Annotated in this window: 17 protein-coding genes; 16 read left to right on the top strand and 1 reads right to left on the bottom strand. The window is 67.8% G+C overall.

Features of this window, described 5'->3' with window-relative positions:
- Positions 1-109: 109 nt before the first annotated feature.
- The 12 genes from ACV229_RS28250 (at position 110) to ugpQ (ending at position 12,312) form a co-directional block, all read left to right on the top strand.
- A complete protein-coding gene (locus tag ACV229_RS28250) occupies positions 110-1,036 on the top strand; it encodes a competence protein ComA (protein WP_448086400.1) in 927 nt (308 codons plus the stop codon).
- Between the two features lie 14 nt (positions 1,037-1,050).
- Positions 1,051-1,689 (top strand): fimbrial protein, encoded by a 639-nt coding sequence (locus ACV229_RS28245; protein ID WP_448086399.1) that lies wholly within the window; start codon positions 1,051-1,053, stop codon positions 1,687-1,689.
- Positions 1,686-2,591 carry a pilus assembly protein gene (locus ACV229_RS28240; RefSeq protein WP_448086398.1) on the top strand — a complete coding sequence of 302 codons (906 nt, stop codon included), beginning with the start codon at positions 1,686-1,688 and terminating at the stop codon, positions 2,589-2,591. Before ACV229_RS28245 ends, ACV229_RS28240 begins: the two co-directional genes overlap by 4 nt.
- On the top strand, positions 2,585-4,210 hold the full coding sequence (locus ACV229_RS28235) for a type IV pilus secretin PilQ (protein ID WP_448086397.1): 1,626 nt from the start codon (positions 2,585-2,587) through the stop codon (positions 4,208-4,210). The genes ACV229_RS28240 and ACV229_RS28235 overlap by 7 nt, the downstream gene beginning before the upstream one ends.
- 40 nt (positions 4,211-4,250) lie before the next feature.
- Positions 4,251-4,805: a shikimate kinase AroK gene (aroK, locus tag ACV229_RS28230; protein WP_448086427.1), complete on the top strand. Its 555-nt coding sequence runs from the start codon at positions 4,251-4,253 to the stop codon at positions 4,803-4,805.
- Complete coding sequence (gene aroB / locus ACV229_RS28225) at positions 4,802-5,881, top strand: 3-dehydroquinate synthase (protein WP_448086396.1); 1,080 nt, start codon at positions 4,802-4,804, stop codon at positions 5,879-5,881. The genes aroK and aroB overlap by 4 nt, the downstream gene beginning before the upstream one ends.
- Positions 5,882-5,922: 41 nt before the next feature.
- A complete protein-coding gene (locus ACV229_RS28220) occupies positions 5,923-7,131 on the top strand; it encodes a deoxyguanosinetriphosphate triphosphohydrolase (protein ID WP_448086395.1) in 1,209 nt (402 codons plus the stop codon).
- A gap of 88 nt (positions 7,132-7,219) precedes the next feature.
- On the top strand, positions 7,220-8,554 hold the full coding sequence (gene ugpB, locus ACV229_RS28215; protein ID WP_448086394.1) for a sn-glycerol-3-phosphate ABC transporter substrate-binding protein UgpB: 1,335 nt from the start codon (positions 7,220-7,222) through the stop codon (positions 8,552-8,554).
- A gap of 92 nt (positions 8,555-8,646) precedes the next feature.
- Complete coding sequence (gene ugpA / locus ACV229_RS28210; RefSeq protein ID WP_448086393.1) at positions 8,647-9,531, top strand: sn-glycerol-3-phosphate ABC transporter permease UgpA; 885 nt, start codon at positions 8,647-8,649, stop codon at positions 9,529-9,531.
- Positions 9,528-10,373 (top strand): sn-glycerol-3-phosphate ABC transporter permease UgpE, encoded by an 846-nt coding sequence (ugpE, locus tag ACV229_RS28205; protein WP_448086392.1) that lies wholly within the window; start codon positions 9,528-9,530, stop codon positions 10,371-10,373. The genes ugpA and ugpE overlap by 4 nt, the downstream gene beginning before the upstream one ends.
- A 28-nt stretch (positions 10,374-10,401) precedes the next feature.
- The gene (locus ACV229_RS28200; protein ID WP_448086391.1) at positions 10,402-11,487 is read left to right on the top strand and encodes a sn-glycerol-3-phosphate import ATP-binding protein UgpC; all 1,086 of its coding nucleotides are present in this window, start codon (positions 10,402-10,404) and stop codon (positions 11,485-11,487) included.
- 60 nt (positions 11,488-11,547) lie between these two features.
- A complete protein-coding gene (gene ugpQ, locus ACV229_RS28195) occupies positions 11,548-12,312 on the top strand; it encodes a glycerophosphodiester phosphodiesterase (RefSeq protein ID WP_448086390.1) in 765 nt (254 codons plus the stop codon).
- A 164-nt stretch (positions 12,313-12,476) separates the two neighbouring features.
- Here the strand turns inward: ugpQ and ACV229_RS28190 are convergent, their stop codons facing one another.
- The gene (locus ACV229_RS28190) at positions 12,477-13,208 is read right to left on the bottom strand and encodes an OmpW/AlkL family protein (protein WP_448086389.1); all 732 of its coding nucleotides are present in this window, start codon (positions 13,206-13,208) and stop codon (positions 12,477-12,479) included.
- A gap of 192 nt (positions 13,209-13,400) precedes the next feature.
- On the opposite strand from ACV229_RS28190, the gene ACV229_RS28185 reads away from it, so the two are divergent.
- The 4 genes from ACV229_RS28185 (at position 13,401) to ACV229_RS28170 (ending at position 22,454) form a co-directional block, all read left to right on the top strand.
- Positions 13,401-14,114, top strand: coding sequence for a transposase (locus tag ACV229_RS28185; RefSeq protein WP_448086388.1), 714 nt, complete (start codon positions 13,401-13,403; stop codon positions 14,112-14,114).
- A gap of 291 nt (positions 14,115-14,405) precedes the next feature.
- Entirely contained in the window at positions 14,406-19,109 is a 4,704-nt protein-coding gene (locus ACV229_RS28180) for a glutamate synthase-related protein (RefSeq protein ID WP_448086387.1), read from the top strand.
- Between the two features lie 86 nt (positions 19,110-19,195).
- Complete coding sequence (locus ACV229_RS28175; protein ID WP_448086386.1) at positions 19,196-20,662, top strand: glutamate synthase subunit beta; 1,467 nt, start codon at positions 19,196-19,198, stop codon at positions 20,660-20,662.
- 304 nt (positions 20,663-20,966) lie between these two features.
- Positions 20,967-22,454, top strand: a complete 1,488-nt coding sequence (locus tag ACV229_RS28170) for an alanine/glycine:cation symporter family protein (RefSeq protein ID WP_448086385.1) — start codon at positions 20,967-20,969, stop codon at positions 22,452-22,454.
- The last annotated feature ends 2 nt before the right edge of the window (positions 22,455-22,456 follow it).

Raw genomic sequence — 22,456 nt, 5'->3', positions numbered from 1 at the left:
GCGCGTTTCGCGGCGTTGGCCGTTCGGCCGACTGTCGGCGGCGCGTGCCGCTGCGCAGAATGCGAGCCTGGGATTGCGGCATGGGCCGCAACGATTGCGGGAGGCTCGGATGGCCGGACGATGGGTGGCGCGTTTCGCGATGGGCAGGTGCACGGCGACAGGGATCGACGTCGGCGCCAACGAGGTGAGGGTGGCGGTGCTGAGCCGGGGCCGGCGTGGCGCGAACGTGCGGGTCGAGGGGCTCGAGGTCGAGCCGCTCGGGCCGGCGGACGGGCCCGAGGACGCGCGCTGGGCGGCGGTCGGCCGGGCACTGTCGGTGGCCGTGTCACGCTTGTCGTCGCGCGGGGTGCGATGTGACGCGCGCGGCGTGATGGCGCTGCGCGACGACGAGATGCGCACCGCAACGCTCGATCTCGCCGGCCGTGACGATGTTGCCGACGCGGCGCGGCAGGCGGCGGAGCGCATTTCCGGGCTTGCGCCGGACAGTCTCGCGTTCGACTGGCGGACGGCGGACGGCGCGCGGCCGGGCGAGATCGCGATCGCCGCCGCGCCGCAGGTCCTGCTGCAGCGGCGGATCGATGCGGCAGCGCTCGCGGGCGTCGACCTGACGGCGGTGGACGGCGAGTCGATGGCGGCGCTGCGGGCGCTGCGCCATGCCGCATCGCACGAACTGGACGCGCACGACCCGTATTGCGCGCTCTGGTTCGGCGAGACGGGCGTGCGCGGCTGGTGGCTGGAGCGCGACGCCGCGGTGCTGCAGTTCGCGTTCCCCGATCGTGCGCATGGCGCGCTGCCCGATGCGCTGCGCGCGTTTGCGCGGCAGCCGGCCCGTTGCGTGGTCGTCGGCGGCGACGATCGCTGCGTCGCCCGGTTCGGAACCTCCGTCGCCGAAATCGGCGATCTGCTCGGCGCGATCGCGTTGCCGTTCGAATGCGTGCATTGGGCGGCCGACGTCGCCGACGTGCAATCCGGTGCGCCGAGCGGGCCGGCGTTCGCGGTGGCGTTCGGGCTGGCGCTGCGCGGGGTCCGGGAATGAGTGCGCAGGGCGCCATGACAGGCGCATCCGCGGCATGTGCGGCCGGGCCGGCATCGCTCGGCGGATTCAACCTGCTGCCGTATCGCGACCGCATCGCGCGTGCGATGCGCCGCCGCCGCGCGGCGCAATGCGGCGCCGCGATCCTGCTCGGCGCGGCGGGCGTCGGCGTGTGGACGGGTGGCGCGGCCTGGCTGCGCGTGCGCACCGATGCCGAACGCGCGCGCGTTGATGCGCGGCTGCTGCGGCAGCAGCCGCAGGTCGACGCGGCCGTGCGCGCCGCGCGAAGCGCCGAGGCCGCGGTGCAACGCAGCGGGCAGGCGGCAGTGCTGGCTGCGCCATACCGGCAGGCAGTCGAATTGCTCGCGTTGCTGGCGCGGGTGCGCGACGACGAAGTGCGTCTGGACGCGTTGCGTGCCATGCCGTCCGGCGCGGAACTGGACGCACGGGCGGCCAGCTACCGCGCGGCGGCGCGGTGGTTCGCCCGGCTCGCGCACGAACCGCAAAATTGGCGTGCCGACGTCGATGCGCTGACGCCGGCCCCGCCCGAACCGGCGGGCGCCGCGGGCGCGGCAGGGATGCCGTACCGCTTTTCCGTGCAATTGCGCTGGCACGACGCGCCGTCGCATCCGGCGCCGCCGGAGGGGCATCGATGACGGCGATCGCACATCGATCGGGATTCGGCGGCACCCGCTGGAACGGTGTCGTGTCGCGTGTGCAGCCGGCCGCGTTGCACGCCGCAGGCTGCGTCCTCGCGTTCGGCGCAGTGCTCGCCGGCGGCATTCATCTGGCGGATGCGGCCGACTGGAGCGGCCTTGCCCGCAGCCGTGCATCGCTCGACGCAGCCACCGCGCGCGCCGCCGCGGCGGATCGCGTGCTCGCCGCCGCGCACCGGCGGCGTGACGCGCAAGCGGCCCCGGACGGCGGCGACAGCGAACCGGCAGTGCCCGGCCAGGCCTCGCTGATGCTCGAGCTGGCCGAACTCGTCGCGTCGAGCGGGCTGCGGATCGTGTCGTTCGAACCGGGGCCGCTGCCGGCGCAGCGTGCGAAACCGGATGCGCGGCGCACGGTGCGCGTCGTCGCGGACGGCGGTTTTCCGGCGCTGCGGCGGCTGGTCGATCGCCTGGCGGCGTTGCCCGTGCTCGTCGTGCCGTCGGCGATCCACGTCGAACGCGACAAGCGCGACAAGCGCGGCGAACGGGCGGCGCGCGTGGCGTTGGCGCTCGACCTGTTTCCCGGATTGCCCGGGGCAGCGCTTGCTCAGCGCGACGCACCGGCCGGGCCGGGGCCGACGGAGGCCGATCCGTTCGCTTCCGCAGACGATCCGGAATCGGGCGGTGCCGCGCCGTCGCGTCTGGCCGGCGTGATGCGGGATGTCCGTGCCGGTCTCGCGCTGTTCGACGACGGCGCGGGCGGGATCACGGCGGCGGTTGCCGGCGACGCAGTCGGTACGATGCGCGTGACACGGATCGACGCGGAGGCGGTCACGCTCGCGACGGCGAATGGTCCGCGCAGGATGGCGCTGATCGAGCCGACCGGGGGAGGCGCGCAATGGTGAAGAACGCATGGCGCGCAGCGCTCGTCTGGATCGGCATGAGCGCCGCCGCTGCGTCGGGTGCGCTGCCGCCGCTGCCCGCCGCGTGGCCTGCTGCGGAGTCGCGTGCCGCCGATCTGCTGCCGGACATGCCGTCGGATGTGCCACTGCCGCAGGGCACGATCGCCGGTGCGGACATCGCGTCGCCGGCGCCGGAGACGGTTCCGCCGCCGCCCGAGCCGGCGCCGCGCACTGCGCCCGCGCCCGCACTCGAAGGTCCGCCGATCCCGCTGCCGCCACCCGCGCGCATGAGCGATGCGGCCGCGCGGCAACCGGGCGACAGGGACGACGCGCGGCGGATCTCGCTGAATCTCCAGGGCGTCGGCCTGACCGCCGCATTCGACGCGTTTGCGCGCTTCACGGGGCTCAACATCATCGTCGGCGAGCAGGTGCGCGGGACCGTGTCGTTACGTCTGAACAATGTCCGCTGGCGGGATGCGTTCGACATGCTGCTCGAGACGCACGGGCTTGCGATGTCCCGGCGCGACAACGTGATCTGGGTCACCCCGGCGACCGAACTGGCGGCACGGGAGCGCGAGCGCTACGACGCACATGCGCGGTCCGCCGATCTCGAGCCCCTCGACAGCCGCACGTTCGTGTTGCATTACCCGCGTGCGCAGGACGTGCAGCGGCTCCTGACCGGTGCCGCCGGGCAGCGGCTGCTGTCCAGGCGCGGCGCGGCGGCGGCCGACGTGCGCATGAACCTGCTGTTCGTCACCGATCTCGCGCCGCGTATCGCCCAGATCGCCGCACTGATCACCGCGATCGACCGGCCGTCGAGGCAGGTCCGGATCGAAGCGCGCATCGTCGAAGGCGAGCAGGGCTTCTCGCGCAACCTCGGCGCGCGCGTCGCGTTGCGCGCGCAGGGCCGGCCCGCGGCGGGCGAAGGCGCGGCCACGGCCGATCGCACCGCGCTCGACCTGGCCGCCCGGCCGCTCGCCGGCTTCGATGCCGCCACGGCCGGCTTCACGCTGTTCGCCGCACCGCTGAGCCGTGTGCTCGACGTCGAATTGAGCGCGCTCGAGGCGCAGGGACGGGGACAGATCGTATCGAGCCCGCGCGTCGTGACGGCCGATCGCGCGAAGGCGATCGTCGAGCAGGGGGCCGAGCTGCCGTACCAGGCGAAGGTCGGCAACGGCGTGAGCGGCGTACAGTTCCGCCGCGCGACGCTCAAGCTCGAGGTCGAACCGCAGATCACGCCGGACGGGCGCGTCGTGCTCGATCTCGACGTCACGAAGGACAGCGTCGGCGAGCCGACGGCGGCCGGCCCCGCAATCCATACCAAGCACGTGCAGACCCGGGTCGAGGTGGAGGACGGCGGGACGGTCGCGATCGGCGGGATCTACGAGCGGCTGGACCGGGACGATGTGACGCGCGTGCCGCTCTTGGGCAAAATACCGGTACTGGGCGCGCTGTTCCGGCACCGGGCGCAGCGTGAACAGCGCAGCGAGCTGGTCGTCTTCATCACCCCGACCGTGGTCGGCAGGCGGTGCGATGCGGCCGGCGCCGACGCGCCGAACCCTGGTGATCCGGCCCCGGACGCCGCCGGCCCAGGCTCGACAAGGCAGCCGCTTTGCCAGTAAGCTGCGCCACACACCAGCAAGATTGAAGCAGAGGAAGCCGTTGCAAGCGCGGGACTCACACGCAAACGTATTTTTCGTCGGCCTTATGGGTGCGGGTAAGACCACCGTAGGCCGTGCGGTCGCGCGCCGGCTCGACAGGACGTTCTTCGACTCCGACCACGAGATCGAGGCACGCACGGGCGCCCGCATCCCGGTGATCTTCGAGATGGAAGGCGAGGCCGGGTTTCGCGACCGCGAAACGCAGGTGATCGCCGAGCTCACGCAGCGCGAGAACATCGTGCTCGCGACGGGCGGCGGCGCAGTGTTGCGACCCGAAAATCGCGACTGCCTGAAAGCGCACGGCATCGTCGTCTATCTGCGCGCGAATCCGCACGATCTGTGGCTGCGCACGCGCAAGGACAAGAACCGGCCGCTGTTGCAGACCGAGGATCCGAAGGGGCGCCTCGAGGCGCTGTACGAAGTGCGCGACCCGCTGTACCGCGAATGCGCGGATTTCGTCATCGAAACGGGCCGCCCGTCGGTCAACGGGCTCGTCAACATGGTGCTGATGCAACTCGAACTGGCGGGAGTCGTCGCCAAGCCACTACAAGCATGATTACTGTCAACGTCGATCTGGGCGACCGCGCCTATCCGATTCATATTGGCGCCGGCCTGATTGGCCGCTCCGAACTGTTCGCTCCCCACATCAAGGGCTCGTCCGTCACGATCGTCACGAACACGACGGTCGATCCGCTCTATGGCGATGCGTTGCGCGCAGCGCTCGCGCCGCTCGGCAAGCGCGTGTCGACGGTCGTGCTGCCGGACGGCGAGGCGTACAAGAACTGGGAAACGCTGAACCTGATCTTCGACGGGCTGCTGACCGAACGTGCGGACCGCAAGACGACGCTCGTTGCGCTCGGCGGCGGCGTGATCGGCGACATGACGGGGTTCGCGGCCGCGTGCTACATGCGCGGCGTGCCGTTCATCCAGGTGCCGACCACGCTGCTGTCGCAGGTCGATTCGTCGGTCGGCGGCAAGACGGGCATCAACCACCCGCTGGGCAAGAACATGATCGGCGCGTTCTACCAGCCGCAGGCCGTGATCGCGGACATCGGCGCGCTGAAGACGCTGCCCGACCGCGAACTGGCGGCGGGTATCGCCGAGATCATCAAGACCGGCGCGATCGCCGACGCCGCGTTCTTCGACTGGATCGAAGCGAACGTCGGTGCGCTGAACCGCCGCGAGCCGGACGCGCTCGCCGAGGCGGTCAAGCGCTCGTGCGAGATCAAGGCGAGCGTGGTCGCGGCCGACGAGCGCGAAGGCGGCCTGCGCGCGATCCTGAATTTCGGCCACACGTTCGGCCATGCGATCGAGGCCGGGCTCGGCTATGGCGAATGGCTGCACGGCGAGGCGGTCGGCTGCGGGATGGTGATGGCGGGCGACCTGTCGGTGCGGCTCGGCCTGCTCGACGACGCGTCGCGGCGGCGGCTCGACGCGGTGATCACCGCCGCGCACCTGCCGACCCGTGCGCCCGCGCTCGGCGACGCGCGCTACATGGACCTGATGCGCGTCGACAAGAAGGCTGAAGCCGGCGCGATCAAGTTCATCCTGCTGAAGCGCTTCGGCGATACGCTGATCACGCCGGCGCCCGACGAAGCGGTGTTCGCTACACTGGCGGCAACGACGCAATAATCCCGGCCCGGCTGCCCGGTGCCCTTGACGTGGAGGAGACGGTGAGCGAGACATCCAGCAGCAAGTTGCCACGCCAGCCCCGCAGCGCTGCCGCGCCGGTGGCCGAGCCGCCGACGCTGGCGGCGCTGGAAGCCCATCTCGCCCCGTATGCCGCGCACGGGTCGCAGTCGCGCGGCCGGCGCCATCCGGAGCCGCCGCCCGCGGCCCGCACCGAATTCCAGCGCGACCGCGACCGCATTGTCCACTCGACCGCGTTCCGCCGGCTCGAATACAAGACCCAGGTCTTCGTCAATCACGAAGGCGACCTGTTCCGCACGCGCCTCACGCACAGCCTCGAAGTCGCGCAGATCGCGCGCTCGGTCGCACGCAACCTGCGGCTGAACGAGGATCTCGTCGAGGCGATCTCGCTCGCGCACGACCTCGGGCACACGCCGTTCGGCCATGCGGGGCAGGACGCGCTCAACGCATGCATGCGCGAGCACGGCGGCTTCGAGCACAACCTGCAGAGCCTCGCCGTCGTCGACGAGCTCGAAGAGCACTACGGGGCGTTCAACGGCCTGAATCTTTGCTTCGAAACGCGCGAAGGCATCCTCAAGCATTGTTCGCGCGACAACGCGCGCAAGCTCGGCGCGCTCGGCGAACGCTTCCTGCAGGGGCGCCAGCCGTCGCTCGAGGCGCAGCTCGCGAACATCGCCGACGAGATCGCGTACAACAACCACGACGTCGACGACGGCCTGCGCTCCGGGCTGATCACGATCGAGCAGCTCGCCGGGATCGGGCTGTGGCAGCGTCATTACGAGCAAGCGCTCGCCGAATTCCCGCAACTCGAAGGCCGCCGTCTCGTGCACGAGACGGTGCGCCGCATCATCAACACGCTGATCGTCGACCTGATCGACGAGACGCGGCGCAACCTCGCGCGCGTCGCGCCGGCGTCGCTCGACGACGTGCGTGCGGCGCCGCCGCTCGTGTCGCACAGCGAAGCCGTCGCAGCGGAGGCGGCGTCCCTCAAGCGTTTCCTGTTCAAGAACCTGTACCGCCATTACAAGGTGATGCGGATGGCGAACAAGGCGCAGCGCGTCGTCACGGGCCTGTTCGACGCGTTCCTCGACGATCCGCGCCTGCTGCCGCCGCCATACCAGTCCGACGAAGCGGACAAGCAGCCGCGCCTCGTCGCCCATTACATTGCCGGCATGACCGATCGCTTCGCGCTGAAGGAATACCAGCGCCTGTTCGTCATCAGCGACAACTGACTGTCATAAACGACCACTAGACTTCGCCGGTTCAATGGCGATAGGGAAGCTGTACCTGCTGTTGGTAACGTTTTCATAGGAGAGGTCGATGAAGAAGAAGCCTGCGGGGACCATGGTCCGTTCGATCGCGCTCGGCGGCGCGCTGATGTTCGGTGTGCAGCACGCGGCATTCGCGGTGACGGAGATCCAGTTCTGGCATGCGATGGAAGCCGCGCTCGGCGATCGGGTCAACGAGATCGCAGCGCAGTTCAACGCGTCGCAAAGCGACTACAAGATCGTGCCGGTCTTCAAGGGCACGTATGACCAGGCGCTCGCGGCCGGCATCGCCGCGTACCGCAGCGGCAACGCGCCGGCGATCCTCCAGGTGTACGAAGTCGGCACCGCGACGATGATGCAGGCGAAGAAGGCCGTGGTGCCTGTCTACGACGTGTTCAAGCAGGCAGGCATGCCGCTCGACGAGAAAGCGTTCGTGCCGACCATCGCGAGCTACTACAGCGACGCGAAGACGGGCCACCTCGTGTCGATGCCGTTCAACAGCTCGACGCCGGTGCTGTACTACAACAAGGACGCGTTCAAGAAGGCCGGGCTCGATCCGAACCAGCCGCCGAAGACGTGGGATGACGTGAAGGCCGATGCGGAGAAGCTGCGCAAGTCGGGCATGGCATGCGGCTTCACGACCGGCTGGCAGGGCTGGGTCCAGCTCGAGAACTACAGCGCGTGGAATGCGCTGCCGTTCGCGAGCCGCAACAACGGCTTCGACGGCTCGGACGCGGTGCTCGAGTTCAACAAGCCGCAGCAGGTCGCGCACATCCAGTTCCTGCAGCAGATGGCGAAGGACGGCACGTTCACGTATGCGGGCCGCAAGGACGAAGCGTCGGCGAAGTTCAACAGTGGCGATTGCGGGATCGTCACGACGTCGTCGGGGGCGCTCGCCAACATGCACAAGTACGCGAAATTCGATTTCGGTACCGGGATGATGCCGTACGACGCGAACGTGAAGGGCGCGCCGCAGAACGCGATCATCGGCGGCGCGAGCCTGTGGGTGCTGTCCGGCAAGGATCCGGCGACCTACAAGGGTGTCGCGAAATTCCTCGCGTACCTGAGCTCGCCGGCCGTCGCCGCGAAGTGGCACCAGGACACGGGCTATCTGCCGGTCACGACCGCCGCGTACGACCTGACCCGCCAGCAGGGCTTCTACGCGAAGAACCCGAGCGCGGAAACCGCGATCAAGCAGATGATGAACAAGTCGCCGCTGCCGTACACGAAGGGGCTGCGGCTCGGCAACATGCCGCAGATCCGCACGGTCGTCGACGAGGAGCTCGAGCAGGTCTGGGCGCAGAAGAAGTCGCCGAAGGAAGGGCTCGATTCCGCGGTCACCCGCGGCGACGAACTGCTGCGCCGCTTCGAGAAGACCGGCAGCTGAGCACGATCCGCGCCGAGCCGCCGCCGCGTCGCGCAAGCGCGCGCGACGGCCGGCGGCGCGGCCTTCCCGTTTCGCCTGTCCGGATTCCCGCGATGCAATCCCGTTCCCGTTTCGGCACGAGCCTGTTGCCGTACCTGCTGATCGCGCCGCAGCTCGCGATCACCGGCGTGTTCTTCCTGTGGCCTGCCGGCGTCGCGCTGTGGCAATCGACGCAGATGCAGGATGCGTTCGGCACGTCGAGCGAGTTCGTCGGCTTCGCGAACTTCTCGCATCTGTTCGCCGATCCGCTGTATCTCGACTCGTTCCGCACGACGCTCGTATTCAGCACGCTCGTGACGGTGAGCGGGCTCGCCGTGTCGTTGCTGCTCGCCGCGTGTGCGGACCGCGTGGTGCGCGGCGCGCGCGCATACCGCACGCTGCTGATCTGGCCGTACGCGGTCGCGCCGACGATCGCCGCGGTGCTGTGGGCGTTCCTGTTCAACCCGAGCATCGGCCTCGTCACCTATGCGCTCGCGAAATACGGAATCGTCTGGAACCACGCGCTGAACGGCGGGCAGGCGATGTTCCTGGTCGTGCTCGCGTCGGTGTGGAAGCAGGTGAGCTACAACTTCCTGTTCTTCTACGCGGGGCTGCAGGCGATCCCGCGTTCGCTGATCGAGGCGGCCGCGATCGACGGCGCGGGCCCCGTGCGACGCTTCTTCCACGTCGTGCTGCCGCTGCTGTCGCCGACAAGCTTCTTCCTGCTGGTCGTGAACCTCGTGTACGCGTTCTTCGACACGTTCCCGGTGATCGACGCCGCAACGGCCGGCGGGCCCGCGCAGAGCACCAAGACGCTGATCTACAAGATTTTCACGGAAGGCTTCCAGGGCCTCGACATCGGCAGCTCGGGCGCGCAGTCGGTCGTGCTGATGCTGATCGTCGTCGGGCTCACGGTGATCCAGTTCCGCTTCGTCGAACGCAGGGTGCAATACTCATGATCGAAAATCGCAAGGGCTTCGACCTGTTTTGCCATGCGGTGCTGATCGCGGGCGTCGTGCTGATCGTGTTTCCCGTCTACGTCGCGTTCTGCGCGGCGACGATGAATTCGGCGGAAGTATTCACGGTGCCGCTGTCGCTGGTGCCGAGCACGCATCTGTTCGAGAACATCGCGTACATCTGGCGGCACGGCAGCGGCGCGACGGCCGCGCCGTTCGGCCTGCTGCTCGTCAACAGCTTCGCAATGGCGCTCGGCATCGCGGTTGGCAAGATCGCTGTGTCGATCCTGTCTGCGTACGCGATCGTCTATTTCCGCTTTCCGTTCCGCAACACGGCGTTCTGGCTGATCTTCGCCACGCTGATGCTGCCGGTCGAGGTGCGGATTTTCCCGACCGTGCAGGTCGTGTCGACGCTGCACATGACGAACGCGTACGCGGGGCTCACGTTGCCGCTGATCGCGTCGGCAACGGCGACGTTCCTGTTCCGCCAGTTCTTCATGACGCTGCCCGACGAACTGATGGACGCGGCGCGCATCGACGGTGCGGGCCCGCTGCGCTTCTTCTGGGACGTGGTCCTGCCGCTGTCGAAGACGAGCATCGCCGCGCTGTTCGTGATCACGTTCATCTACGGCTGGAACCAGTATCTGTGGCCGATCCTGATCACGACGGAGGCGTCGCTGTCGACGGCCGTCGTCGGCATCAAGACGATGATCGCGAGCGGCGACACGGCAACCGAATGGCATTACGTAATGGCGGCGACGCTGCTGGCGATGATTCCGCCGCTCGTCGTCGTGCTGGCGATGCAGCGCTGGTTCGTGCGCGGCCTCGTCGATTCAGAGAAATGACGGACAGCAAACCGGAGAGTTACGACGAATGGCTGCGCTGAGCTTGAAGGCCGTCAGGAAATCCTATGACGGCAAGCAGAACGTGTTGCACGGAATCGACGTCGAAATCGCCGACGGCGAATTCATCGTGCTGGTCGGGCCGTCCGGCTGCGGCAAGTCGACGCTGCTGCGGATGATCGCGGGGCTCGAGAGTGTGACGGACGGCGAGATCGCGATCGGCGAGCGGGTGGTCAATACGCTCGAGCCGAAGGATCGCGATATCGCGATGGTGTTCCAGAACTATGCGCTGTACCCGCACATGACGGTCGCGCAGAACATGGGCTACGGGCTGAAGATCCGCGGCATCGAGCGTGCGACGATCGACGCGCGCGTCGCCGCCGCCGCGAAGATCCTCGAGCTCGAGCCGCTGCTCGCGCGGCGCCCGCGCGAGCTGTCGGGCGGGCAGCGGCAGCGGGTCGCGATGGGGCGCGCGATCGTGCGCGAGCCGTCGGTCTTCCTGTTCGACGAACCGCTGTCGAACCTCGACGCGAAGCTGCGCGTGCAGATGCGGCTCGAGATCCAGCGATTGCATGCGCGGCTCGCGACGACGAGCGTCTACGTGACGCACGACCAGATCGAGGCGATGACGCTCGCGCAGCGCGTGATCGTGATGAACCGCGGCTACGCGGAGCAGATCGGCGCGCCGGTCGACGTGTACGAGAAACCGGCGACCATGTTCGTCGCGGGCTTCATCGGCTCGCCGGCGATGAACCTGGTGCAAGGGCGGCTGTCGGACGATGGCGCGACGTTCACGGTCGCGGGCGGCGGCCCCGCGCTCCCGGTCGCCGGCGTGCCCGGAATCGGCACGGAGATCGCGCCGGGGCGCGACTGGGTGCTCGGCGTGCGCCCGGAGCACATGACGCCGCAGCCGGGCGTGCCGCACGTCACGCTGCCGGTCGATTCGTGCGAGCTGCTCGGCGCGGACAATCTCGCGCACGGCCGCTGGGGCGCGCACGACGTCGCGGTGCGCCTGCCGCACGCGGACCGCCCGGCGCGCGGCACGGCGCTCGGCGTTGCGCTGCCCGCACACCGGCTGCATTTCTTCGATCCCGAGACCGGCAAGCGCGCCGGCTAGGCACGTTCGCGAGCCCGTTATTAGCGGGAACAGGCCCTAACCCAATCGACAGGTGTCCCGATGACTTCCCACGCTGCCTGGCCGTATCCGCGCGTCGTCGCCCATCGCGGCGGCGGCACGCTCGCGCCGGAGAATACCCTCGCTGCGCTCGACGAAGGCGCACGGCGCGGCCACCGGATTGTCGAGTTCGACGCGAAGCTGTCGGTGGACGACGTGACGTTCCTGCTGCACGACGACACGGTCGACCGGACCTCGAACGGCCACGGGCCGGCGGCGCGGATGCGCTATGCGGAACTCGCGGCGCTCGACGCGGGCAGCTGGTTCGATGCGCGCTTCGCAGGCGAGCGGATGCCGACGCTCGAAGCGGCGGCGGCACGCTGCATCGCGCACGGGCTCGCGGTGAACATCGAGATCAAGCCGTGCCCCGGGCGCGAGCGCGAGACGGGACGGCGCGTGGCCGCGGACGCGGCAGTCCACTGGCGCGACGCCGCGGTGCCGCCGCTGCTGTCGTCGTTTTCGTTCGATGCACTGCAGCACGCGCGCGAGGCCGCGCCCGAGCTGCCGCGCGGGATGCTGTACGAAACCGTGCCGGACGACTGGCGCGCGCAGGTGGTCGACGCGCTCGACTGCGTGTCGCTGCACGCGGACCATCGATCGCTCGACGAGCCGCTGGTGCATGCGGTCAAGGCGGCCGGCCTGCGGATCCTCGTCTATACCGTCAACGACCTCGCGCGGGCCCGGCAACTCGTGCGGTGGGGTGTCGACGCGATCTGCACGGACCGCATCGACCTGATCGGGCCGCATGCGCTGGATGCAATCGGCTAGCGCCCGCGATTGGCGGAAACAGGCCCTGAAGCGGGCCTGACGCGTAAAAATCGACGCCCCGGCGGGTTTCCGTCCGGGGCGTTTTGCATCGTGGCGCGTTACGCGAGGAAAATTCCGCTACAAATTGCAGCGGGATTAACCATTCCCCAAATATTCGACTACGCTTAGAAGCGGTAGCCGACGTTCAGGTACGTGACGATCGGGTTGAGGTTGATCTTGGCCTTCGACGTTTCGGTCAGCGTGCCGACCGGGGTCCGGCGGGCCGTCGTGAACGTCGCGGTGACGCTGACCGGGACGTACGAGATCGACAGGCCGGCGAACCAGTGGTCGGTGAAGTTGTACGTGAAGCCGGCGTTGAAGACGGGCGCCCACTGGTTGCTGGTCGTCGCGCTGGTCGGGCCGCCGAGCACACCGTTCTCGAACGCGCCGTTCGTGAGCTTCGCGCCGGTGAACCAGACGTAGGTCGCGCCGACGCCGACGTACGGCCGGAACTTGGCGTTGGCTGCGTTGAAGTGGTAGCGCAGCAACAGCGCCGGGCTCCACTGGTATGCGGTGCCGAGCTTGCCGAAGCTTTCGAACTGACCCTTGCCGTTGATGTCGAACTTCGGCGGGATCCCGACGACAAACTCGGTGGAGATGTGGTCGGTGATGAAGTAGCCGGCCGCGAGGCCAAGCGTGTCGGCGTCGCTGATGCCGGCGCCGGTATTGGGAATGGACTGGTTGATGGGCGTGCCGCCGACTCCGTAGAGGAACAGCGGGTCGCTGCTGTCCTGCGGAGCAAAGTGGAACCACCCGGTGCTGACGTAAATGCTGCCTGCCGATTGCGCGTGTGCCGCACCGCCCGCAAACGTGAACGCGAGCGCAGCGGCCCCCGTAATGGCCAGTTTTCGTTTCATTGTGTCTCCTCCGATCTAAGGCGTGCTCATTATGACGACTGCGTTTAAAACCAAACAAGCTCGTAAGTTAGAGTTTTCTCCCTAGGTTTTCGCACGACCGTACGCTTCAGCGCGCCGCGGGCGAGGATTCTACGCAAGTGCGCGCAATCGGACCTTCGGGTATTTCCTAACGCGATCAAACGGACATTCAGCATGGCACGGTTAGCACGACTCTACGTTCCCGACCAGCCGCAGCACGTGATACTGCGCGGCCTGGATCAGCAACCCGCGTTCGTCGACGACCAGGATTACGAACTCTTCATCGATTGTCTGAAGGCCGCGGCGCGCGATCATCACCTGGCGGTGCACGCGTACGTGCTGCTGCCGCGCCAGGTGCAGCTTCTCGTGACGCCGAGCGACGAGGCCAGCTTGCCGAAAGCGATGCAGGCGGTCGGACGTCGTTACGTCGCCCATTTCAACCGGCGCTATTCGCGGCGCGGCACCCTGTGGGAAGGCCGCTATCGCGCGACCGTGATCGAAGGCGAGCGGTATTTCCTGCTCGCGAGCCGCGTGGTCGAGATGAGCCCGGTGCGCGCGCAGCTCGTTGCGGCGCCGGACGCCTATCGCTGGTCGAGCTACCGGCATCACGTCGGGCTCACGGTCGACAGCCTGATCACCGACCATCCGCTCTACTGGGCGCTCGGCAACACGCCGTTCGAACGCCAGCGCGCGTACAAGGAGCTGTGCGAGTCGCCGCTCGACGAGCGGCAGGCCGACCAGCTCCAGCAGGCGACGCTGAAGGGCTGGGTGCTCGGCGGCGACAACTACCGCGAATGGGCGGCGCGTACCGCGAACCGGCGCGTGTCGCCGTTGCCGCGCGGGCGCCCTCGCAAGGTGCGCGAGAACACGCCGCCGATCCAGCAGTAATCGCTGGCGGGCGGACCAGGAGGCGGTGCTGCGGGCGCCGCTTCTTTTTGCACCAAAATGATACGGCCCCAATAAAACGGCACCACATCGATGCATCTGTTTAATTGGGGTCTTATCAAGCGGTTTTTGTTGCTATTCCTTTGATTCGTCGCGTATATTCCGAATTCCGGTGGCCCGGGCGCAGCATGCCTGACCCACTGTCGGCCGCGCCGCCTCCTGCCTGGAAGCGGAATCGGCGGCAACAACAAAATGGTTCAACGGCCCTCGAGGCCCCTTTACGACGGTGTCCCCATGAACGACCACCAGCAGCCGCTCAACGCGGTGCCCGCCGCGCAAGGTCTGTATGACCCGCAAAACGAACACGACGCCTGCGGCGTCGGCTTCGTCGCTCACATCAAGGGCAAGAAGAGCCACGAGATCATCGAACAGGGTCTGAAGATCCTCGAGAATCTCGATCACCGCGGCGCGGTCGGTGCCGATCCGCTGATGGGCGACGGCGCGGGGATCCTGATCCAGATTCCGGATGCGTTCTACCGCGAGGAAATGGCGAAGCAGGGCGTGACGCTGCCGCCTGCCGGCGAGTACGGCGTGGGGATGATCTTCCTGCCGAAGGAAAACGCGTCGCGGATCGCGTGCGAGCAGGAACTCGAGCGCACGGTGAAGGCCGAGGGCCAGGTCGTGCTCGGCTGGCGCGACGTGCCGGTCGACCATGCGATGCCGATCTCGCCGACCGTGAAGGGGAGCGAGCCGCTGATCCGCCAGATCTTTATCGGCCGCGGCAAGGACATCATGGTGACGGATGCGCTCGAGCGTAAGCTCTACGTGATCCGCAAGACCGCGAGCCACCGTATCCAGGCGCTCAAGCTGAAGCACGGCAAGGAATACTTCGTGCCGTCGATGTCGGCGCGCACGGTCGTCTACAAGGGGCTGCTGCTCGCGGGCCAGGTCGGCGTGTACTACCGCGACCTGCAGGACGAGCGCGTCGTGTCGGCGCTCGCGCTCGTGCACCAGCGCTTCTCGACCAACACCTTCCCGGCGTGGGAACTCGCCCACCCGTACCGGATGATCGCGCACAACGGCGAGATCAACACCGTGAAGGGCAACGTCAACTGGCTGAACGCCCGCACCGGCGCGATCGCGTCGCACGTGCTCGGCGACGACCTGCCGAAGCTCTGGCCGCTGATCTACCCGGGCCAGTCGGACACCGCATCGTTCGACAACTGTCTCGAACTGCTCGTGATGGCGGGCTACCCGCTCGTGCACGCGGTGATGATGATGATCCCGGAAGCGTGGGAACAGCACACGCTGATGGACGAGAACCGCCGCGCGTTCTACGAATACCACGCCGCGATGATGGAGCCGTGGGATGGTCCCGCCGCGATCGCGTTCACCGACGGCCGCCAGATCGGCGCGACGCTCGACCGTAACGGCCTGCGCCCGGCGCGCTACATCGTGACCGACGACGACCTCGTGATCATGGCGTCGGAAGCCGGCACGCTGCCGATCCCCGAGTCGAAGATCGTCAAGAAGTGGCGTCTGCAGCCGGGCAAGATGTTCCTGATCGACATGGAACACGGCCGCATCATCGACGACAAGGAGCTCAAGGACAACCTCGCGAACGCGAAGCCGTACAAGAGCTGGATCGACGCCGTGCGCATCAAGCTCGACGAGATCGAGCCGAAGGCCGAGCAGGTCGCCGCAGGCCGCGCCGAGGGCGCCGCGCTGCTCGACCGCCAGCAGGCGTTCGGCTATACGCAGGAAGACCTGAAGTTCCTGATGGCGCCGATGGCGCAGCAGGGCGAGGAAGCGGTCGGCTCGATGGGCAACGACTCGCCGCTCGCGGTGATGTCGAACAAGAACAAGACGCTCTATCACTACTTCAAGCAGCTGTTCGCGCAGGTCACGAACCCGCCGATCGACCCGATCCGCGAGAACATGGTGATGTCGCTCGTGTCGTTCATCGGCCCGAAGCCGAACCTGCTCGACACGAACAACATCAACCCGCCGATGCGTCTCGAAGTGTCGCAGCCGGTGCTCGACTTCAAGGACATCGCGAAGATCCGCGCGATCGACCAGTACACGGGCGGCAAGTTCGGCGCGTACGAGCTGAGCATCTGCTACCCGGTCGCGTGGGGCAAGGAAGGCATCGAGGCGCGCCTCGCGTCGCTGTGCGCGGAAGCCGTCGACGCGGTGAAGTCGGGCTACAACATCCTGATCGTGTCGGACCGCAAGACCGACGCCGAGCACGTCGCGATTCCGGCGCTGCTGGCCACGTCGGCGATCCACACGCACCTCGTCCAGCAAGGGCTGCGCACGAGCACGGGCCTCGTCGTCGAGACGGGCTCGGCGCGTGAAACGCACCACTTCGCGCTGCTCGCGGGCTACGGCGCGGAAGCCGTGCACCCGTACCTCGCGATGGAAACGCTCGCGCAGATGGCCGAAGGCCTGAAGGGCGACCTGTCGCCGGAGAAGGCCGTCTACAACTTCACGAAGGCGGTCGGCAAGGGCCTGCAGAAGGTCATGTCGAAGATGGGCATCTCGACGTACATGTCGTACACGGGCGCGCAGATCTTCGAAGCGCTCGGCCTGTCGACCGACCTCGTCGAGAAGTACTTCAAGGGCACCGCGTCGAAGGTCGGCGGCATCGGCCTGTTCGAAGTCGCGGAAGAGGCGATCCGCCTGCACCGTGACGCGTTCGGCGACAACCCCGTCCTGCGCGACATGCTCGACGCGGGCGGCGAGTACGCGTACCGCGTGCGCGGCGAAGACCACATGTGGACGCCGGATTCGATCGCGAAGCTGCAGCACGCGACGCGCAGCAACTCGTACCAGACGTACAAGGAATACGCGCACCTGATCAACGATCAGACGAAGCGCCACATGACGTTCCGCGGCCTGTTCGAATTCAGGGTGTCGCCGGCGAAGGCGATTCCGATCGAACAAGTCGAGCCGGCGAAGGACATCGTCAAGCGCTTCGCGACGGGCGCGATGTCGCTCGGCTCGATCAGCACCGAGGCGCACGCGACGCTCGCGATCGCGATGAACCGGATCGGCGGCAAGTCGAACACCGGCGAGGGCGGCGAGGACGAGAAGCGCTATCGCAACGAACTGCGCGGCATTCCGATCAAGTCGGGCGAGACGCTCAAGTCGGTGATCGGCGACGAGATCGTCAGCGACATCGCGCTGAAGGACGGCGATTCGCTGCGCTCGAAGATCAAGCAGGTCGCGTCGGGCCGCTTCGGCGTGACGGCGGAATACCTCGCGTCGGCCGACCAGATCCAGATCAAGATGGCGCAGGGCGCGAAGCCGGGCGAAGGCGGCCAGCTGCCGGGCCACAAGGTGTCGGACTACATCGGCAAGCTGCGCTACTCGGTGCCGGGCGTCGGCCTGATCTCGCCGCCGCCGCACCACGACATCTACTCGATCGAGGATCTCGCGCAGCTGATCCACGACCTGAAGAACGTCAACCCGAGCTCGAGCATCTCGGTGAAGCTCGTGTCGGAAGTGGGCGTCGGCACGGTCGCGGCGGGTGTCGCGAAGGCGAAGGCCGATCACGTCGTGATCGCCGGCCATGACGGCGGCACCGGCGCATCGCCGCTGTCGTCGGTGAAGCACGCGGGCACGCCGTGGGAGCTCGGTCTCGCGGAAACGCAGCAGACGCTGGTGCTGAACCGCCTGCGCGGCCGCATCCGCGTGCAGGCCGACGGCCAGATGAAGACCGGCCGCGACGTCGTGATCGGCGCGCTGCTCGGCGCGGACGAATTCGGCTTCGCGACGGCGCCGCTCGTCGTCGAGGGCTGCATCATGATGCGCAAGTGCCACCTGAACACGTGCCCGGTCGGCGTCGCGACGCAGGACCCCGTGCTGCGCGCGAAGTTCTCGGGCCAGCCGGAACACGTCGTCAACTACTTCTTCTTCGTTGCCGAGGAAGTGCGCGAGATCATGGCGCAGCTCGGCATCGCGAAGTTCGACGACCTGATCGGCCGCGCCGACCTGCTGGATACCCGCAAGGGCGTCGAGCACTGGAAGGCGAAGGGTCTCGACTTCTCGCGCGTGTTCTACCAGCCGGAAGAGTGCGAGGACGTCGCGCCGCGTCACGTCGACGTGCAGGATCACGGCCTCGAGCGTGCGCTCGACCACGTGCTGATCGAGAAGGCGAAGGCCGCGATCGAGAAGGGCGAGCACGTGTCGTTCATCCAGCCGGTACGCAACGTGAACCGCACGGTCGGCGCGATGCTGTCGGGCGTGATCGCGAAGAAGCACGGCCACGACGGCCTCGCGGACGACGCGGTGCACATCCAGCTGAAGGGCACGGCGGGCCAGAGTTTCGGCGCGTTCCTCGCGAAGGGCGTGACGCTCGACCTCGTCGGCGACGGCAACGACTACGTCGGCAAGGGGCTGTCGGGCGGCCGGATCATCATCCGTCCGACCAACGACTTCCGCGGCAAGTCCGAGGAAAACATCATCTGCGGCAACACGGTGATGTACGGCGCGATCGAAGGCGAATCGTTCTTCCGCGGCGTCGCGGGCGAGCGCTTCTGCGTGCGCAACTCGGGCGCGACGGCGGTCGTCGAGGGCACCGGCGATCACGGCTGCGAATACATGACGGGCGGCACGGTCGTCGTGCTCGGCGAGACGGGCCGCAACTTCGCGGCCGGCATGTCGGGCGGCATCGCATACGTGTACGACCCGGACGGCACGTTCGTGGCGAAGTGCAACAAGTCGATGGTCGCGCTCGATCCGGTGCTGCAGCAGGCCGAACAGGAGCGCACGGTCGACCGCGCGCTCTGGCATGCGGGCACGACGGACGAAGCGCTGCTCAAGGGGCTCGTCGAGCGTCATTTCCAGTTCACCGGTTCGCCGCGCGCGAAATCGCTGCTGGAAAACTGGGACGCGGCGCGCCGCCAGTTCGTGAAGGTGTTCCCGCACGAATACAAGCGCGCGCTGGGCGAGATCGGTGCGAAGAAGGCGGCGAAGGAAGAACTGGCCGCCTGAGCGACGAACGACTTAGCAGAGGCCGCGCGCGCATGAATGCGGCGCGCGGCTCCCCCACCCGATACACGTAATCAGAAGAGCACCTTATGGGCAAGGCAACCGGTTTTCTGGAGTTCGAACGCCGCCACGAGGCGTACGAAGCACCGCTCACGCGCGTGAAGCACTACAAGGAATTCGTCGCGGCGCTGTCCGACGCGGACGCGAAGGTCCAGGGCGCGCGCTGCATGGACTGCGGCATCCCGTTCTGCAACAACGGCTGTCCGGTCAACAACGTCATCCCGGACTTCAACGACCTGGTGTATCGCCAGGACTGGCGTCAGGCGATCGAGGTCCTGCATTCGACCAACAACTTCCCGGAGTTCACGGGCCGCATCTGCCCGGCGCCGTGCGAAGCCGCGTGCACGCTCGGGATCAACGATGACCCGGTCGGCATCAAGTCGATCGAGCACGCGATCATCGACAAGGCCTGGGCCGAAGGCTGGGTCGAGCCGCAGCCGGCCGCGCACAAGACGGGCAAGAAGGTCGCCGTCGTCGGCTCCGGCCCTGCCGGCCTCGCCGCCGCGCAGCAGCTCGCGCGCGCGGGCCACGACGTGACGGTGTTCGAGAAGAGCGACCGGATCGGCGGCTTGCTGCGCTACGGGATCCCCGATTTCAAGCTCGAGAAGTGGCTGATCGACCGCCGCATGCGCCAGATGGAAGCGGAAGGCGTGACGTTCCGCACCAGCGTGTTCATCGGCAAGGACGCGCTGCCGGATTCGATCGGCAACATGGCGAAGGAAACGATCTCGCCGGCGACGCTCAAGGAAGAATTCGACGCCGTGGTGATCGCTGGCGGCTCGGAGACGCCGCGCGACCTGCCGGTGCCGGGCCGCGAGCTGGCCGGCATCCACTACGCAATGGACTTCCTGCCGCAGCAGAACCGCGTGAACGCCGGCGACAAGCTCGTCGACCAGCTGCTCGCGAAGGGCAAGCACGTCGTCGTGATCGGCGGCGGCGACACGGGTTCGGACTGCGTCGGCACGTCGAACCGTCACGGCGCGAAGGGCGTCACGCAGTTCGAGCTGCTGCCGCAGCCGCCGGAAGAGGAAAACAAGCCGCTCGTGTGGCCATACTGGCCGATCAAGCTGCGCACGTCGTCGTCGCACGAGGAGGGCTGCGAGCGCGACTGGGCGGTCGCGACGAAGCGCTTCGAAGGCAAGAACGGCAAGGTTGAGAAGCTGATCGCCGCGCGCGTCGAGTGGAAGGACGGCAAGATGCAGGAAGTGCCGGGCTCGGAGTTCGAGATGAAGGCCGATCTCGTGCTGCTCGCGATGGGCTTCACGCAGCCGGCCGCGCCGGTGCTCGAGGCGTTCGGCATCGACAAGGATGCGCGCGGCAATGCGCGTGCGGCGACCGAAGGCGACCGCGCGTACTACACGTCGGTCGACAAGGTGTTCGCGGCCGGCGACATGCGCCGCGGCCAGTCGCTCGTCGTGTGGGCGATCCGCGAAGGCCGCCAGTGCGCGCGGTCGGTCGATGCGTACCTGATGGGGCATTCGGAACTGCCGCGGTAAGCGCCGCGCGCGGGTTCGCGTGAAAGCCGGGTGTCCGCAAGGGCGCCCGGCTTTTTTTGTGGGCTGCGGTGACCCACGGTCACGCGCGCGTGTTTGTCCCTGAGCGTCCGCCCAGCTTTCCCTCTCCCTCCCGTCGCGCCGCTTTTGTCGCGGACGTCGCCTAATCTGAAGACATTCGGCGCCGATTTTCCGTCATCCTTGATTCCTTTCGTTTTGTAATAATCCTTGCGAACTGTCATATCATGTCGCCCTCCGGGCCGCGCAACGTGGCCGACATGACTGACCCCATTTAAAAGGACACTGGATGGAAGCACTCGTGCAAGGGCTGATCGACGCCGTCAACGGCGTGTTGTGGAACTACGTGCTGATCGCGCTGCTGCTCGGCGTGGGCGCGTGGTTCACGCTGCGGTTCCGGATGATCCAGCTGAAGGCGCTGTTGCTCAGCATGCGTCTCGTCGGCAGCAAGGGCGAGCCGGGCAGCATCTCGTCGTTCCAGGCGTTCGCGACCGGGCTCGCGAGCCGCGTCGGCACCGGCAACATCGCCGGTGTCGCGGTCGCGCTGACGGTCGGCGGGCCCGGCGCGATCTTCTGGATGTGGATGACGGCGCTTGTCGGGATGTCGTCCGCGTTCGTCGAGGCGACGCTCGCGCAGATCTTCAAGGTCTCGCATCCGGACGGCACGTATCGCGGCGGCCCTGCGTACTATATCCAGACGGGCCTGCGCTCGCGCGGCTTCGGCGTGCTGTTCTCGCTGTCGCTGATCCTCGCGTTCGGCTTCGTGTTCAACGCGGTGCAGGCGAATGCGATCGCCGACGCGTTCCACACGTCGTTCGGCTGGAGCCGCGCGGCGGTCGGCCTCGGCCTCGTGCTGCTGACCGCGCCGATCATCTTCGGCGGGATCCGCCGGATCGCGACGGTCGCGCAGGTGATCGTGCCGCTGATGGCGATCGGCTACCTCGCGCTCGCGGTCTACGCGGTCGCGACGCACGTCGCGCTGGTGCCGGACGTGATCGCACTGATCGTGAAGAGCGCGTTCGGCCTCGAGCAGGCGGCGGGCGGCCTGACCGGCTATGCGGTCAGCCAGGCGGTCGCGATCGGCGTGAAGCGCGGGCTGTTCTCGAACGAAGCCGGCATGGGCAGCGCGCCGAACGCGGCTGCGACGGCCAGCACCCGGCATCCGGTCACGCAGGGGCTGATCCAGATGCTCGGCGTGTTCGTCGACACGATCGTGATCTGCAGCGCGACCGCGTTCGTGATCCTGCTGTCCGGCCAGTACGAGATCGGCGCCGGGATGGAAGGCGCGGCGCTCACGCAGCGCGCGATCTCCAGCCATGTCGGCGAATGGGGCGGCACCTACATGGCGGTCGCGATCTTCTTCCTCGCGTTCTCGTCGGTGATCGGCAACTATGCGTATGCGGAAGGCAACGTCGAGTTCATCACGAAGCGGCGCGGGATGCTGCCGCTGTTCCGCATCGCGGTGCTCGCGATGGTGATGTTCGGCAGCGTCGGCCAGCTTCCGCTCGTGTGGGCGATGGCCGACACGAGCATGGGCCTGATGGCGATCATCAACCTGATCGCGATCCTCGCGCTCGGCAAGTACGCGCACGCCGCATGGCGCGACTACCGCCGCCAGCGTGCGGAAGGCATCGCCGATCCGGTGTTCACGCGCAACACGATTCCCGAACTCGCGCGCGTGCTGCCGACCGACGTGTGGGGCGAGCACGGCCCGCTGCCGCAGCGTCCGGCGGCGGCGCTCGAAACCGGGGCCGCGCCCGGCGTCGCGGTGCGCTGACC

Source organism: Burkholderia sp. MR1-5-21 (assembly GCF_053427715.1).
The sequence above is the reverse complement of the archived record's forward strand: the minus strand, read 5'-3'. Positions and strand labels throughout refer to the sequence as shown.

What these genes read in the sequence shown, in the direction of transcription:
- ACV229_RS28240 (WP_448086398.1), top strand. Translation starts at nt 1,686, where the DNA reads ATGACGGCGATCGCACATCGATCGGGATTCGGCGGCACCCGCTGGAAC.
- aroB (WP_448086396.1), top strand. Translation starts at nt 4,802, where the DNA reads ATGATTACTGTCAACGTCGATCTGGGCGACCGCGCCTATCCGATTCAT.
- ugpB (WP_448086394.1), top strand. Translation starts at nt 7,220, where the DNA reads ATGAAGAAGAAGCCTGCGGGGACCATGGTCCGTTCGATCGCGCTCGGC.
- ugpA (WP_448086393.1), top strand. Translation starts at nt 8,647, where the DNA reads ATGCAATCCCGTTCCCGTTTCGGCACGAGCCTGTTGCCGTACCTGCTG.
- ACV229_RS28200 (WP_448086391.1), top strand. Translation starts at nt 10,402, where the DNA reads ATGGCTGCGCTGAGCTTGAAGGCCGTCAGGAAATCCTATGACGGCAAG.
- ACV229_RS28190 (WP_448086389.1), bottom strand. Translation starts at nt 13,208, where the DNA reads ATGAAACGAAAACTGGCCATTACGGGGGCCGCTGCGCTCGCGTTCACG.
- ugpE (WP_448086392.1), top strand. Translation starts at nt 9,528, where the DNA reads ATGATCGAAAATCGCAAGGGCTTCGACCTGTTTTGCCATGCGGTGCTG.
- ACV229_RS28235 (WP_448086397.1), top strand. Translation starts at nt 2,585, where the DNA reads ATGGTGAAGAACGCATGGCGCGCAGCGCTCGTCTGGATCGGCATGAGC.
- ACV229_RS28170 (WP_448086385.1), top strand. Translation starts at nt 20,967, where the DNA reads ATGGAAGCACTCGTGCAAGGGCTGATCGACGCCGTCAACGGCGTGTTG.
- ugpQ (WP_448086390.1), top strand. Translation starts at nt 11,548, where the DNA reads ATGACTTCCCACGCTGCCTGGCCGTATCCGCGCGTCGTCGCCCATCGC.
- ACV229_RS28185 (WP_448086388.1), top strand. Translation starts at nt 13,401, where the DNA reads ATGGCACGGTTAGCACGACTCTACGTTCCCGACCAGCCGCAGCACGTG.
- ACV229_RS28245 (WP_448086399.1), top strand. Translation starts at nt 1,051, where the DNA reads ATGACAGGCGCATCCGCGGCATGTGCGGCCGGGCCGGCATCGCTCGGC.
- ACV229_RS28250 (WP_448086400.1), top strand. Translation starts at nt 110, where the DNA reads ATGGCCGGACGATGGGTGGCGCGTTTCGCGATGGGCAGGTGCACGGCG.
- ACV229_RS28180 (WP_448086387.1), top strand. Translation starts at nt 14,406, where the DNA reads ATGAACGACCACCAGCAGCCGCTCAACGCGGTGCCCGCCGCGCAAGGT.
- ACV229_RS28175 (WP_448086386.1), top strand. Translation starts at nt 19,196, where the DNA reads ATGGGCAAGGCAACCGGTTTTCTGGAGTTCGAACGCCGCCACGAGGCG.